The sequence below is a fragment of the Rhodococcus sp. IEGM 1306 genome (genome assembly GCF_036541985.1).
Taxonomy (GTDB): domain Bacteria; phylum Actinomycetota; class Actinomycetes; order Mycobacteriales; family Mycobacteriaceae; genus Rhodococcus_F; species Rhodococcus_F qingshengii.
Window position 1 is genome coordinate 170458 of the sequence record NZ_JAZHFF010000006.1, and the last position, 13771, is coordinate 184228.

At 62.4% G+C, this 13771-nt stretch carries 14 protein-coding genes; 6 read left to right on the forward strand and 8 right to left on the reverse strand.

Annotated elements, in window-relative coordinates; all coding sequences use genetic code 11:
* Positions 1-135 precede the first annotated feature (135 nt).
* Together V3587_RS18845 and V3587_RS18850 are read left to right on the forward strand one after the other, a co-directional pair.
* Complete coding sequence (locus V3587_RS18845) at positions 136-1389, forward strand: glycoside hydrolase family 1 protein (protein ID WP_283377234.1); 1254 nt, start codon at positions 136-138, stop codon at positions 1387-1389.
* 46 nt (positions 1390-1435) lie between these two features.
* Positions 1436-1885: a hypothetical protein gene (locus V3587_RS18850; RefSeq protein WP_007732260.1), complete on the forward strand. Its 450-nt coding sequence runs from the start codon at positions 1436-1438 to the stop codon at positions 1883-1885.
* Here the strand turns inward: V3587_RS18850 and V3587_RS18855 are convergent.
* Positions 1863-2666, reverse strand: coding sequence for an AraC family transcriptional regulator (locus V3587_RS18855; protein WP_007732261.1), 804 nt, complete (start codon positions 2664-2666; stop codon positions 1863-1865). The two genes, V3587_RS18850 and V3587_RS18855, sit on opposite strands and share 23 nt — an antisense overlap.
* Positions 2667-2758: 92 nt before the next feature.
* On the opposite strand from V3587_RS18855, the gene V3587_RS18860 reads away from it, so the two are divergent.
* A complete protein-coding gene (locus V3587_RS18860) occupies positions 2759-3562 on the forward strand; it encodes a sulfite exporter TauE/SafE family protein (RefSeq protein WP_283377175.1) in 804 nt (267 codons plus the stop codon).
* On the opposite strand, the gene V3587_RS18865 is transcribed toward V3587_RS18860, so the two are convergent.
* Together V3587_RS18865 and V3587_RS18870 are read right to left on the reverse strand one after the other, a co-directional pair.
* Positions 3559-4164: a dihydrofolate reductase family protein gene (locus V3587_RS18865; protein ID WP_283377176.1), complete on the reverse strand. Its 606-nt coding sequence runs from the start codon at positions 4162-4164 to the stop codon at positions 3559-3561. The two genes, V3587_RS18860 and V3587_RS18865, sit on opposite strands and share 4 nt — an antisense overlap.
* Positions 4158-4814 (reverse strand): nitroreductase family protein, encoded by a 657-nt coding sequence (locus V3587_RS18870; protein ID WP_003942413.1) that lies wholly within the window; start codon positions 4812-4814, stop codon positions 4158-4160. Before V3587_RS18870 ends, V3587_RS18865 begins: the two co-directional genes overlap by 7 nt.
* Before the next feature lie 110 nt (positions 4815-4924).
* Here V3587_RS18870 and V3587_RS18875 point away from each other — a divergent pair, with 110 nt between their 5' ends.
* Positions 4925-5554 (forward strand): LysE family transporter, encoded by a 630-nt coding sequence (locus V3587_RS18875; protein WP_037130153.1) that lies wholly within the window; start codon positions 4925-4927, stop codon positions 5552-5554.
* A gap of 21 nt (positions 5555-5575) precedes the next feature.
* On the opposite strand, the gene V3587_RS18880 is transcribed toward V3587_RS18875, so the two are convergent.
* The 5 genes from V3587_RS18880 to V3587_RS18900 all read right to left on the reverse strand — a co-directional run bounded on the left by V3587_RS18880 (position 5576) and on the right by V3587_RS18900 (position 12051).
* The gene (locus V3587_RS18880) at positions 5576-6247 is read right to left on the reverse strand and encodes a DUF1345 domain-containing protein (protein ID WP_030537075.1); all 672 of its coding nucleotides are present in this window, start codon (positions 6245-6247) and stop codon (positions 5576-5578) included.
* Positions 6248-6300: 53 nt separating this feature from the next.
* Complete coding sequence (locus tag V3587_RS18885; protein ID WP_283377177.1) at positions 6301-7620, reverse strand: lipase family protein; 1320 nt, start codon at positions 7618-7620, stop codon at positions 6301-6303.
* A 20-nt stretch (positions 7621-7640) separates the two neighbouring features.
* Positions 7641-8972, reverse strand: coding sequence for an SAM-dependent methyltransferase (locus tag V3587_RS18890; RefSeq protein WP_283377178.1), 1332 nt, complete (start codon positions 8970-8972; stop codon positions 7641-7643).
* A gap of 127 nt (positions 8973-9099) precedes the next feature.
* Complete coding sequence (locus V3587_RS18895) at positions 9100-10656, reverse strand: pyridoxal phosphate-dependent decarboxylase family protein (RefSeq protein ID WP_283377179.1); 1557 nt, start codon at positions 10654-10656, stop codon at positions 9100-9102.
* Between the two features lie 3 nt (positions 10657-10659).
* Positions 10660-12051: an MFS transporter gene (locus V3587_RS18900; protein WP_283377180.1), complete on the reverse strand. Its 1392-nt coding sequence runs from the start codon at positions 12049-12051 to the stop codon at positions 10660-10662.
* Positions 12052-12175: 124 nt separating this feature from the next.
* On the opposite strand from V3587_RS18900, the gene V3587_RS18905 reads away from it, so the two are divergent.
* Positions 12176-12829, forward strand: a complete 654-nt coding sequence (locus V3587_RS18905; RefSeq protein WP_180279627.1) for a GNAT family N-acetyltransferase — start codon at positions 12176-12178, stop codon at positions 12827-12829.
* 77 nt (positions 12830-12906) lie between these two features.
* Complete coding sequence (locus tag V3587_RS18910; RefSeq protein WP_007732279.1) at positions 12907-13476, forward strand: DUF5655 domain-containing protein; 570 nt, start codon at positions 12907-12909, stop codon at positions 13474-13476.
* The last annotated feature ends 295 nt before the right edge of the window (positions 13477-13771 follow it).

Here is a 13771-nt window from a genome sequence, read left to right on the forward strand (position 1 = left end):
ATTTCTGAGCGGCTGGGTCACTGAGTGACACGGTCCTGCCGCGGGCGGATCGGACGAAACGCCTGCGACTGGACACTTGTATGACTTAGTCTCCCAGGCATGGGAGCCCTGTCACGGTCTATTGCGCCTGCGCTGATGGCACTGACGTGCCTGTTCGGGGTGCTGGCCCTTCCCGCTCACGCCTCGGCTGAGGTACCGGATGACTTCCTCTGGGGCGTTGCCACCTCCGGGTTCCAATCGGAAGGTTCGTCGCCGGACAGCAACTGGTCTCGATACTCCGATTCCGGACGAACCCACGACAAGATCGGTGACTCGGTCGACTTCCGTCATCGCTACGCCGAGGACATCGACCGGGCGGCCGATCTGGGATCGAAGGTTTTCCGATTCGGCGTCGAGTGGGCGCGAGTTCAGCCCACCGCCGGGAGCTGGAACGAGACCGAATTCGCCTACTACGACGACGTGGTAGCTCACATCCGCGCGCGGGGCATGACTCCGATGATCACACTCGACCACTGGGTGTATCCGGGATGGGTTGTCGATCAAGGCGGCTGGACAAATCCGAAGACGGAAGCCGATTGGCTGGTCAACGCAGAGAAGGTAGTCGAGCGGTACTCCGGAATCGGGGCGCTCTGGATCACGATCAACGAGCCGACTGTGTACGTTCAGCGCGAATTGACCTACGGCGGAATCGCACTCACCCAGGCGCCGTCGATGTTCGACTCATTGGTCCGAGTCCACCGGGCGATCTACGACCGCATCCATGTTCTCGATCCCGGTGCCCGCGTAAGCAGTAATTTCTCCTTCATTCCCGGCGTGTCCGAGGCGATCGATTCGGTATTCACGGATCGAGTGCGCGACAAGCTCGACTTTCTCGGCATCGACTACTACTACGGTGTGGCCCTGAACAATCCGACTGCCGCGTACGCCGCACTCGACGAGTTCTACAACGTCACGCCGCAGCCCGAAGGCCTGTACGACGCATTGATGCGGTACTCGGGCAAGTATCCGGAACTCCCCCTCTACATCGTCGAGAACGGCATGCCCACCGACAACGGAGCGCCGCGCGCCGACGGATACACACGCGCGAATCACTTACGCGATCACATCTATTGGATGGAACGCGCCCGAGAAGACGGTGCCGACGTGATCGGCTACAACTACTGGTCCATCACCGACAACTACGAATGGGGTTCGTACCGACCTCGATTCGGCCTCTACACGGTCGATGTTCTCGGCGATCCCACTGCGGCCCGAATCCCGACCGACGGCGTCGCCGCCTACCGCCGAATCATCCACGACAACGGCGTCGGAGCCGACTACGTGCCCGTCATGGCCCCGGCTTTCTGCTCGCTCGTCGATCCTCCCCGCAGCTGTACGGCTACTCGATGAGGGCCGTTTTCCGAATTTCCTCCACTCCTCGTCGTTAGGATGTCCCATGCGAACACTGCGAAATATCGCCGGAACTGCCGCTGCCACCGCTGTCCTGATCCTGGTTGCCGGAGGCGCTGCGACGGCAGCCCCGAACCCGGCCGATTCACCCCGCGAGGCGCAAGCACGCGCCTACATCGACGCCCTCGTCTCCCATGACGTCTCCGATGTTCATTTCGCCCCGGATGCGACCCGCGTCGAAGCCGGACTCAAGACGGGGTTCTCCGGACCACAGATGTCCGCCGACCTCGAAAACGGCATCCAATACCGCGTTATCCAGGGCGTCCGAGACCTCGAGATGTCGGAGGCCGGGGACATCGTCTCGACCACCTACCTGCTCGACGCGGGAATCGGCGGCACTCGCCTCATGACCGTGGAGATTCGTGAAACCTTCGAAGTCCGTGACGGTCTCATCCACGACGTCGTCGCCGACATCATCCCTGTGTCTGTGTCGTGACGCGCGCCCGATAGCTACTGGGCGGTGCACCCGAGACTCGGGTGCACATCGCCGCGAAGGCAGCCGGCGTCGAGTATCCGAGTTCAGACGCAACGGCCGTCACACTGGCCCCGGCAGAAAGTTTCGGAAGCGCGTGAAGAATGCAGGCACGCTGCATCCACGACGACGCGCTCATCCCCGTTTCCGAGATCAGCAAGCGGTGCAGTGTCCGTTCACTGACGTGGAGTCGGTCAGCCCACCGCGTGGGCGAGTCATGGATCGACGGGGCTGCGAGATACTGCGCGCACAACGCCCGCAATCCCGGGTGCCGAGGCAGCGGGAGTTCCACAGGTAGGGGCGCAAGATCGCGAAGTTCGTGCAGGATCAGCTGAAATACCGCGGCGCTGCGTCCGTGTGCGGGGAAGTCGTCCTCCACATTCAGCTCGACATCCACGTCGACTGCAGCGACAAGTAACTCACGCAGGAGCGACGATACTGCGACGACTCGGCACCTGACCGGGAACCACGGCGCTGCGGACGGTTCGATGTAGAGGCTTCGCGTGCTGACGCCGTCCATTGTCACGGCATGAGCGACACCGGCGGGAATCATGACCGCATTGGACGGCAGAACAGTCCACTCACCGTCTTCGGTTTCGACGTTCATCGCACCGTTCACAGCGAAGAGAAACTGGGCTCGTCGATGTTCGTGGGCGGCCAGCACGTGACCGGGTGGGTAGTCGGTTCCGATTGCGAGAACACCGCGGGGTAAGTGATCGACGTCGTTGATCGAGATGTTGCGCACCGGAGGAACCTACCGAGTCCGTGTCTGATTGACAATGGAACCTGGCGAACCTTCGAATGTGCGCCAGCGGAGAAATCGCTACCGTTCATCGAGTGCTTCACTACGCCCTCTTCCTTCTCGCTTTCGGCGCCTTGACCGGAGTCACCACCGTTCTGTTCGGATTCGGTGGCGGGTTTGTCACTGTCCCAGTCGTTTACGCTGCATCGACGCTGAGGCCGGACGTCATCGATCCGATGCATGTCGCCGTAGCATCCTCGGCGGCCGTGATGGTGGTCAATTCACTCGGTGCCACAGTCGCATTCAGGAAGTCAGGACGGCTTCGGACGGAGTACATCAGACCTCTGATCGGCCCCGTCGCACTCGGAGCCGGGCTCGGAGCGGTTGCGGCGGGCCACGTAGACGACGGCGTCGTCCGGATTCTGTTTGTGCTCTACCTGCTGGTGACAATCTTGGACAGTCTTCTGCGACAAGGGTTTCTGACACCATCTGAACCTCGCGAACATCTTGACCGTCACGGCGTCCGCGCTGTCGGGATAGGCATCGGTGCCGTCGCAAGTTTCCTCGGAGTCGGCGGGAGCGTCATGACGGTTCCGATGATGCGACGCCGCGGAGTTCCGATGGCCGACGCCGCCGCGAGCGCCAACCCGTTGAGCTTGCCTGTCGCCGTCGTCGCGACTGCGGTGTATGCGGTCTCATCAGGGCACAGTTCAGCCTCGGATCTGTCGGCGGGCAGAGTCGGCGCTGTCGACCTTCTGGCCGTCTGTGCACTACTCGCCGGTTCCCTACCGGCGATCGCGCTGAGCCGACGAATCGTCGGTGCCATACCGGACCGAGTCCATGCCGCCGCCTACATCGCTCTACTCGGCGTCGTCACGGCAGTGATGGTGATTGCTTAGCGAACGGCGTATCGCAGATAGATGACGCCGCCGTCGAAGGTTTTCTCCTCGAGCAGTTGCAGATCAAGCCGGCTTTCCGGGAGAGCTCGCAATCCGCCACCGATATTGACCGGACACAGGAACAGTCTGACTTCATCGACCAAACCCGCCGCGAAAGCACTAACCGCAACCGTCGGTCCACCGATCGAGATATCTTGTACCGCTTCACTCTCGAGCAAACGGATGAAGTCTTCATCGAAGCTCGGGACAATCCTGGTACGTGCGGTCGACACCTCGTTCAGCGTCGTGGAGTACACGATCTTGTCGATTCCACGCCAGATCTGAGCGAACTCGGCGGTCGCCGCCTCGATACCGGCCAACTCGCCCGGAGCCGAAGGTCCTCCTGCCACCGAAGAACGCTCGAGATCCTCGGACGCCATTGTTTCCCAGGGAATCATCGTCTCGTACATCCGGCGCCCGAGCAGGTACGTGCCGACTCCCCTCTCTAGCTCGTTGACGAACGCGTGGACCTGCGCGTCGGGAACCGCCCAGTCGAAGTTCCCCTGCTCATCGGCCACATACCCGTCGATCGAGCAGATCGCCGAGTAGATCAGGCTCACCATCGGTCCACGTGCAGCACGTTGTCGACCGGTTCACGGGCGGCGGGTTTGAACGTCTCGCCGGTGAAGTACGCCGTCGGGATGAGCGCAGCCTGATGGAATCCGGCCGGAATGCCCAGCAGCTCGGCAACTTCCGCTTCACGCTGCAAATGCAATGTCGTCCACGCCGTACCGAGCCCACGTGCCCGCGCGGCCAGCGCGTAACTCCACGCAGCCGGGAGTAGCGAACCCCACAGGCCGGCTTGGTTCCCCTCCGGCAGCGTCTTGCCCGCCTTGATACACGGAATGAGAAGGACCGGCACCTCACCCATGTGCTCACCGAGCCACGCGACGCTGGTGCCCACGCGTTGTTGAATCGGCGCGCGATCGGGATCATCGGCGAAGAGTTTTGCCGCCGAACCGTGAGAGGCAAGGTACTCGTCGGTGACTTCCTTGTAGATCTGCCCGACTGCTGCACGCAGTGCCGGATCGGTCACCACCATCCACTGCCAGCCCTGGCGATTCGAACCGGAGGGCGCTTGCAGGGCGATCTGGAGGCATTCCTTCACCAGGTCCAACGGCACGGGACGGGTCAGATCCAGACGCTTTCGAACGGTCCGCGTTGTGGTCAGCAATTCGTCGGGTGTCAGGTCCAGTACGGGATACGACGTCATCTCCCGATCATTGCACTGTCGCGAGCAGTGAGCAGGACTGTCCGTCTACACTTTTCTGATCCCGTGCGTGCTCGTTGTCGGGAGTATTTCCCGATCAAAGGACTTTCGACATGAGTTGGCACGTCTGGTTGGCGTTCTTCGGAGCAAGTTGGGTGATCAGCCTGTCGCCGGGGGCCGGCGCCATTGCGTCGATGTCGTCGGGACTTGCCTACGGCTTGCGACGCGGATACTGGAACATCTTCGGGCTGCAGTTGGGATTGTTGCTGCAGATCGGAATTGTCGCGGCGGGGGTCGGTGCAATTCTCGCCAGTTCGACCGTGGCCTTTTCCTTGATCAAGTGGTTCGGTGTCGCATACCTCGTCTACCTGGGGATCAGGCAGTGGCGATCGGCGCCCACCGAGGTGGAGACCGACGAGGCAGCCGCGAGCAGCTCCGGTCCGATGATGATGCTTCGCGGATTTCTCGTGAACGCGAGCAATCCGAAGGCCGTCGTTTTCATGCTCGCAGTGCTCCCGCAGTTCCTGGACCCGTCGGCGCCGCTGCTGCCGCAGTATCTGATCATCGCCGCCACGATGTGCGCAGTCGACGTGATCGTGATGACCGGATACACCGGCCTGGCCGCCCGGGTGCTCACCTTGATGCGCTCCCCCAAACAGCAGCGAACCACCAATCGAGTGTTCGCCGGTCTGTTCTTCGGAGCCGCCGGCTTCCTCTCGAGCATCGGGCGTGCAGCGGCTTGATCGGTCACACGGCTCGAGAGATCACAGGCCCGCAATCAAGTTGACGACGGACGCCACGATCACCGAACCGAACAGGTACGACAGCAATGCGTGGCCGAGTGCCATCGCGCGCATGTCCGACGACTTCAAGTTGGTGTCGGAAATCGCGAAGCTCATCCCGACCGTGTACGCCACGTAGGCGAAATCGCTGTACCTCGGCGGTTCTTCCTGATTGAAATCGATTCCGCCGTCGGGGCCGGAGTAGTACAGCCGTGCATATCCGAGGGCGAAGAGCGTGTGGACCGCCAGCCACGAGATCACGACGCTGCCGACTGCAACCGATGCCGCCACTACTTGGTAGTGATGTCCGTCGGGTGCCGCCAGGAGCAAGAACGCGATACCGACCAGGCTCGCGACGGCGGCACCGAGAATCAGCAGGTGCGCGACGTTTCGGGCCGGCTCTTCGCGCGTTGCGTGGCTTGCGGTGAGCGTCGCGTCGAAGGGCCAGACCAGAATCCACGTCCACACCGTGAACACCATCGCCGCCACATCCCAGCCGATCAGAAACGCGAATCGGGGATAGCCGACCAACGCCGTGACGACACCGGCGGCCACACCGAGCAGCAGACCCGTCGACACTCTCAGCGCCGGCCCGGCACCCAGGGCGCTCCGTGGAACCGGGTTGATCGGAAGGTCGTGCGGTCGATCGTTCACGGGCTCAGTCAACCACTGTTAGAAGTGAGACGGTGGTTACGTGACACGGCGACTCAGGCGTTGCACGCACCGACTATCGGCTTGCCGTTGAATCTGTCCAGCACGTATTGCAATCCGACGCCGAAATCCGCTACGGCCGGCGCGAGGTGGTTGTTGCCGCTCCCCGGATTCACCGCAGGCAAAGTGTCGGTGAACAACGTCGCCTCGGCCCCGCGCGCGCACCAGTCCTGAACCAGGCGCCGGGTTTGCTCGTACGGGATGAAATCGTCGTTGAGCGCTCCGTTGACCAGAATCGGCGAGGCCGGGGTTCGCCACCCGATGCGTTGTTCCTCGATCACCTGTTGGATCTCCGGTACCGATTCCACCACGTCGGCGAGTGGTCGTCCGTCTGTGGTCCACGACGCCGTCGACTGCTTCCCGTACTTGGTTCGGGAATCGATGAGGCATTGCCCGGCGACGTCGGCGAGCACGGACCGGCCGTAGTCGTTGAGTCGAGATTCGATCGGCTCTCGGGCGGCGGGATAGCGGTCGAGGACGCCGTTGATCGTGTAACCGATCGCGGCCATCAGGCCGGTACCGTCGATATGACGCAGAACGCTTGCCAGGTCTGCCGGGGGCGCGCTCGCGTAACTCCCGACCAGATTCAACTCAGGCGCGTATTCGGGTGCCAGTTCGGTTGCAGCGGCAGTGGCGCCGCCGCCCTGCGAATGGCCCCACAGCGCTATCGGATCGTCCTCTCCTGCCTGCGCGAGGGCTCGGGCAGCGCGTGCACCGTCCAACATCGCATGGGCTTCCTCGGCGCGATTGACGTAGGTATGGACGCCGGGTGTTCCGAGTCCGATGTAGTCGGTGACGAATACACGAACGCCCTGGGCGAGGAAAGCGAAAGCAAAAGCTGACTCGTAGTTGACACCGACACTGTCCACACCGGCACCGTAGTTCGACGGATTCCCGGGTTCCGCCAGGCGGAGCTGACCGGCAGTGGGAAACATCCTCGACGGCGCGCACTGATCACCTTGGCCCTGCGTACCCGGACCGATCACCACCGTCGGGCGGGGGCCCGCTCCTGACCACGGGGCAGCCGGCTCCAGGTACGAGCCCGACACAGCAACCTTGGATCCGTGGGCGTCGGTACTCGAATACAGGATCCGGGTCCCCACACCAGGCACTCCGCCGACGGCACCGGCCAGAGCCAGCGGTTCCGTCCGAATCACCGAACCCGGATCACCGACGTCGCCCGGAATCGCATCGTAGAAATCGTTCACAGGTTCGGCGTTCGACATCGGTGTGAACAGCAGCGAGGTCGGCAACAGCGCTGATACCGCAATGGCCGTAACCTTCAGTGCCGCGAGGACAACCTTCCGGGTGCTCATGGAAATCCAACGTATAGGCCTCAGTCGACGCGCGGACCGGTTTCGATCTGCGGGACTTCAATCGATCGATACCAACTGTCACGCGAGCGGGCCATGCCGCTGGCCCCCCGATCCCCTGGTTTCACGGCCAGAACCTGATGAATCGTAAGCCTGTGCGGCTCCTCGAAACCCAGGGCACTGGCAGCGAGATACAGCAACCAGGTACGCACCCGGGGAGCACCGACCTGTAAGACCGATGCGTCCCAGTTCTCGCGAAGGTTCTGCACCCATGCGCGCAGTGTCAGCGCGTAATGCTCGCGCAACGCTTCGCTGTCACGCGTCTCGAAACCCGAAAGTTCCAGCGCATCAATGGTTTTACTCAAAGGAAGGATCTCACCGTCCGGGAAGATGTACCTGTCGATGAAGCTGGGACCGTCATCGACGTTGTCCGACAACGACTTCACCGCGGCGATGGCATGATTGAGCAGACGACCCTGCGGCACGAGCAGGTCGTAGAGTTTTGCCGTGTACACCGGCAAATTGACCAGGCCCACGTGCTCGGACATGCCGATGCTCGAAATCGCGTCGTAAGGGCCATCGTCGACGTCGCGGTAGTCCTGCACCCGAATCTCGATGCGATCGGTCAAACCCGCGTCGGAAACTCGCCCCTTGGCGTATTCGACCTGCTCGTTGCTCAGCGAGACTCCGACGACGTCGACGCCGTAGTTCTGGGCGGCGTGCAATGCCATCGATCCCCAACCGCAGCCGACGTCGAGCAGTCGCATTCCCGGCTTCAGATCGAGCTTGCGGCAAATCAAGTCCAGCTTCGCGTACTGAGCAGCTTCGAGGGATTCGACACCTTCCGGCCAGTATCCGCACGAATAGACCATGCTCGGCCCGAGGAACAGTTCGTAGAAGCGATTCCCGACGTCGTAGTGATGGGAGACAGTCGCCGAATCGCGTGATCTACTGTGCCGCTTGCCTCGCTTACTACGCATCTCGATCGCCGGGGGTGACGGTGGTGGACCCACCGCTCCCAAGCCGGCGAAAGTACCGGCGGCGCGAACAATCGAGCGCAGCGGCAACGTCGACAAACGATACTCACCGAGCCGCGTGACCAGTTCCGGAACGTCGAGGAGCGCGAAGATATCGCCGTCTACGTCCAGATCGCCGGAAACGTACGCCCTCGCCAGCCCTAATTCGTTGGGAGAGTAGAGGACCCGCCGTAGGGCACGCCGATTCCGGAAGTGAACCTGCGCAGCGGCGTCCGGTGGCCCTGCCTCCGAACCGTCCCAACATCGCACGCGAACCGGAAGCGGAACCCCGATCACTTCCTCGAACACCGTCAAAATCTTGGCCGCGGCACCAGTCACTGATCAACCCTCCGACAAAAGATGGTTAGCCGATGACAGAAAACTTACGCCCGATTCGCGAATCTTTCGCGCCATTTGTCCGAGTTTTGGACAGTGTTCATCGCGGTTTCGGTATTCATCGCCGAGTTCAGGGCTCCACCATTCCGGCGAGGAATTCCACCAGCAGTCTCTTCGTGACCTCACGTGGCAGCGATTCCACTGCCGCGAGGACGGCCGCCATGTCCAAGGGAGAATCGGAAGAGCCCCGAGGATCCAGCCCCGCCGACGTCAACGCTGCCGCGACGGTGTCACTGGGCAACGCAAGAACATCGGCGACGGTGACATCGCCACGTTCAAATGCTCCGGCCAACTCTGCCAGGGCCGGCGGCGCCTCGGCTGCCGCCGAGCCGCGAACGTCGTCGGCACCGAGGACGAGTGCGCTGGTCAACTCGCCGAGCACAGATTCCGTCACCGGGGTGACGGTGAGGTGGGTTGTTCGAGGCAACGTCGTCCCGTCAGGTTGCGTCGACGCCGGCTGCCCTTGAAGGACGAAGCCGCGAGCACCGACAGCGCTCACCCAGCGATGCGGATCCACTCGCCGTTCGAGCGGCACGGAATCGTCGGTAGCGACCGCGAACAGTGGTCCCACCGGCGAGCCCACGACGCGAAGACCCTCGATTGCCTCGACCGTGCCGATCAGTGCACGAGTGGCCCGCTGCGCCCGGGACACCAATTCGGCGTACCCGGATTGCCCGAGGACTTGCGAAATCGCCCAAGCACCGGCAAGAGCAGCAACGGATTTGGAACCGAGAAGCGTGGGATTGACCACCGGGTACCCCGGCCAGTCCGTGAGTCCGAAATACTGCTTGCGATGCAGATCTCGCCCTCGGTGCAGCAGGACCGAAACGCCTTTGGGCGAGTATCCGTACTTGTGGAAGTCGACGGACATGCTGGTGACCCCGGGCACCCGGAAATCCCAGGGTGGCAGATCACCCCACCACGGCAACGCAAGCCCACCGATGCAGGCGTCGACATGCAGTGGAATCGAATGTGCACGAGCAACTTCCGCGACATCGGCGATCGGGTCGAGCGCCGCGAACGGGTAGCTGGGCGCGGAGACGACGATCAAGACCGTGTCTTTCCGAACTGCCGTCGCAATATCTTGTGCGCCGACTCGCCCCGACGTGGGATCTACTGGTACCAGGATCAGTTCCAGTCCGAGCAGGTGAGCTGCCTTGTGGAAAGCGGCATGCGCGGTGGTCGGAAGAACCAGCGAACCCTCACCCGGCGGGAGCCCACGGAAGTCGCGAGCTGCCTTGACGGCCAACACACAACTCTCCGTTCCGCCGCTGGTGACATTGCCGACGACTACGCCTCCGGCGTCTGTATCTGCGGCTGTGTCTGAAGCTCCATGGAGGAACTCGCGTGCGAACGCAACCAACTCACGCTCCATCACCGCGGTGGACGGGAACACCGTCGGGTCGAGACCGTTGACCGGCTGAACCAATCGAGCTGCGTCCGCTGCCAACTCGTCGAGCGCTGCGAGGCCGCTGTCGTACACGTACGACAGAACCCGGCCTCCGTGCGTCGGAGCGTCCTGCTCGCGAAGCGAACGCAACCGACTCAAGATGTCGGCCGCCCTCTTCTCGAGGTTTGCGCTCTCGACGATCTTGCCCTGAAGTTCCTCGGCCCGAGTGGAACTCATCGTTCACCTTTCGTTCTCGTGAGTGGATTCTTGTTCGGTGCGGTAATTCCGCAATACGACCAGGCTGATCGCAACCAGGATCGCCGGCACGACCGAGAAGCCGAGGGCAATTCCGGTCAGCGCCGATTCCGGTTGCACGACAGTCTCGCCCGCAGTTTTCGAGACGAAGCCGGTCACCGCGAGTACACCCAAGAACACCGCGGGTCCCAGGGCAAGGCCTGCGGTTTCCGCGGCGGTCCAGATACCACTGAGCGAACCACCGCGTTGGCGCCCACCGATTCGCGCGTCGTCCTCGATGACGTCCGGAAGCATCGCCAGCGGGAACACCTGCATGCCGGCGTAGCCGACGCCGGCAAGCGCGACGGCACCGTAGATCCACGAACCCGCGTCGACAGCCGCAAGCGTCAACAACGCCGTGGCGACGACGAACAGAACCGAAGACACCACGTAACCGCGAAGCTTTCCGTACCGATGCGAGAACCGGTACCACAGCGGCATGACGACGAGAGCTGGTCCGACGAGTGCAACGAACAGACCGGTGAGCGCACCTTCGTTGCCCATCACATAGGTCGCCAGATATTGCGCACCCGCCAACATCACGGCGGTGGCAAGAGCTTGGAGCACGAAGACGCTGACCAGCAATCGGAACGCGCGGGTACGTCGTATCGCGTCGAACCCGTCCCGGTACTGCGAGAGCAACGAGCCGACCGGCGCGTCCGCGTGAGTCACCGTGTGGCGCGCGGCTCCGCGAACTGCCCAGATCATTGCCCCGCACATCAGCGCCGACACCCCGATCGCCATGACCAGATAACCGCGTGCTCCGCCTCCGGCAGCATCGCGGAGCTCGGGTCCGCCGGCGCCGATGACCAGAATTGTCAGGGCCAACACCGCAATTCGAACCGATACCAACCGAATGCGCTCGTGGTAATCGCCGGTCAACTCGGTCGGCAACGCGATATATGGAACCTGAAAGAGGCTGTAGGCACTCGCCGCGAGCAGGAAGAAGACGAGCACCCACATCGCCCCGACTCCGGGGCCGGCCGACACCGGGGCCGAGAACGTGAGAATGAAGAGCAACGGCAGTCCCAGAGCGCCTGCGAGCATGAGTGGCACTCGCGTACCGGTTCGATGAGAGCTTCGGTCGCTGATCGACCCGATCAGCGGATCGATCAGGACGTCGGCGATTTTCGGGACAATGACCACAAGCGACGCGAGCGCCGCGGCAACGCCGAGCGTGTCGGTCAGGTAGTACGCCAGTACCAGACCTGGCAGAACACCGAATCCACCCGTACCGACACTTCCCGCTGCGTATCCGGCCACCACACCACGCGAAAGCCTGTCGGGCGATCTACCTTCACGAAGACGTACCGGTTTGTCTGTAGTCACCGTCCACACACTAATGTCACGACTTCGTACCGCGAGGGCAAAAGAATCCCGATGACCAGAAGTCGCTCACTCGGACGGGCCTGGCATGCCAGACTGTGACCCGATTCGCACACGAAACGAAGGTCTGAAGACGATGGTTGACCCACTGCGAGAGATCTGGCCTCCGTACGGAGTCACGATCACGTGTGGGCCCATCACCTTGCTCCCTGTGCGCGACGATCATTTCCCCGAACTCACTGCGCTGGTCCGAGCCGGCATTCACCCTGCCGAACAGATGCCGTTTCTCGTCCCCTGGACGGTGGGCACTCCCGACGAAGTGTCGCGAAGATTCATCCAATACCACTGGTCGGTCCGCGGAGCGATGACCATGACCGACTGGAAATTCGAAACAGCCATTGTCGTCGACGGAGAAATCGTCGGCTGCCAGGCGTTCGCCGCGACGGACTTTCCTACCAGTCGTACCGGTGAAACCGGCTCGTGGATTGGACGCGGGTTCCAAGGCCGGGGTGTCGGCACTCTCGCCCGACAGGCAATCTGCGCATTCGCATTCGACTCTTTGGGTGCACGAAGCGTGGTGTCATCGGCATTCACGGACAACCCCGCCTCGATCACGGTGTCCACCAAAGTCGGGTACCGCGCAGACGGCACAGTAGAGGAGTTGGCTGCCGACGGTCGCATGACCGTGCGTCGTCTCTTCACCCTCAGCCGCGAAGATTTTGTCGCACCGCCGTATCCCGTCGAAGTGACCGGCGTGCGCGCGTTCAAGACGATGCTCGGCATCGACTGAGCGAGCTACCCGTGCACAGTGAGAACCGAGAGAGCAGCGACAACCAGTAGAACAGTGACAACCGATAGAACAGACACATGGAACCCTCCGACATGATGGCCGCAGTCACCTCGTCCATGCGCGACCGTACCGGGCGCACCCTCGAAGAATGGGTTGAGGCCGTACGGACGTCCGGGGTCGACCCGCTCGATCAGAACGAAGTGCGCAAGTGGCTGAAAGCAGAGCACGGTGTACCGCAGAATTCGCAGTGGGCAATTGCATTCGAGACTGCCGAACAGTCCGGATGGGTGGAGCCGACCGTCGAGCAATACATCGACCAGCAGTACAGCGGCCCGAAGGCAGCACTGCGGCCGATCTTCGATGCAGCCCGACGTCTGATCGAAGAACTCGGAGCCGATGTTCGGGTCGAAGGCCGCGGAACCTACACGCCCTTCATTCGCGCTCGCCAATTCGCCGCCATCGCAGCGGCCACCACGGCCCGAGTCGACCTCGGACTACGTTTTGTCGAGGCCCCCGAATCCGAACTTCTTGTCACGGCCAAAGCTCCCGGGCAGTCGACCCACAAGATCGGGCTCAGCAGCACCGCAGACGTGAACGACGAAGTCGGATCGCTGACAGCGATCGCGTATCAACAGAACGGCCGGTAGGTCACTCACTCACCGCCACGCAAACGCACCTGCAGGCTGCACGAAAGTCCCTGTCCTCCTTGTCGGAGAACAGGGACTTTCTTCACCGCGGGGGAAGGTCGCTGCGACGTGTCAGCTCAGGCCGAAGAGCGCGCCGATGATGGTCCGAGCAGCCTCGAAGAGCGCGTCGACGGACGGAACACCGATTTCAGAGCTGATGGAAAAAAGGGAACCCAACATACGATCCTCCGGAGATAGTTTCTGAATGGCTTACTGCCACAAGGGAAATGCTACCGATTCCACTTGCGGAACTGAA

What these genes read in the sequence shown, in the direction of transcription:
- V3587_RS18845 (WP_283377234.1), top strand. Translation starts at nt 136, where the DNA reads ATGGCACTGACGTGCCTGTTCGGGGTGCTGGCCCTTCCCGCTCACGCC.
- V3587_RS18895 (WP_283377179.1), bottom strand. Translation starts at nt 10,656, where the DNA reads ATGAGTTCCACTCGGGCCGAGGAACTTCAGGGCAAGATCGTCGAGAGC.
- V3587_RS18875 (WP_037130153.1), top strand. Translation starts at nt 4,925, where the DNA reads ATGAGTTGGCACGTCTGGTTGGCGTTCTTCGGAGCAAGTTGGGTGATC.
- V3587_RS18910 (WP_007732279.1), top strand. Translation starts at nt 12,907, where the DNA reads ATGGAACCCTCCGACATGATGGCCGCAGTCACCTCGTCCATGCGCGAC.
- V3587_RS18865 (WP_283377176.1), bottom strand. Translation starts at nt 4,164, where the DNA reads ATGGTGAGCCTGATCTACTCGGCGATCTGCTCGATCGACGGGTATGTG.
- V3587_RS18850 (WP_007732260.1), top strand. Translation starts at nt 1,436, where the DNA reads ATGCGAACACTGCGAAATATCGCCGGAACTGCCGCTGCCACCGCTGTC.
- V3587_RS18885 (WP_283377177.1), bottom strand. Translation starts at nt 7,620, where the DNA reads ATGAGCACCCGGAAGGTTGTCCTCGCGGCACTGAAGGTTACGGCCATT.
- V3587_RS18870 (WP_003942413.1), bottom strand. Translation starts at nt 4,814, where the DNA reads ATGACGTCGTATCCCGTACTGGACCTGACACCCGACGAATTGCTGACC.
- V3587_RS18905 (WP_180279627.1), top strand. Translation starts at nt 12,176, where the DNA reads ATGGTTGACCCACTGCGAGAGATCTGGCCTCCGTACGGAGTCACGATC.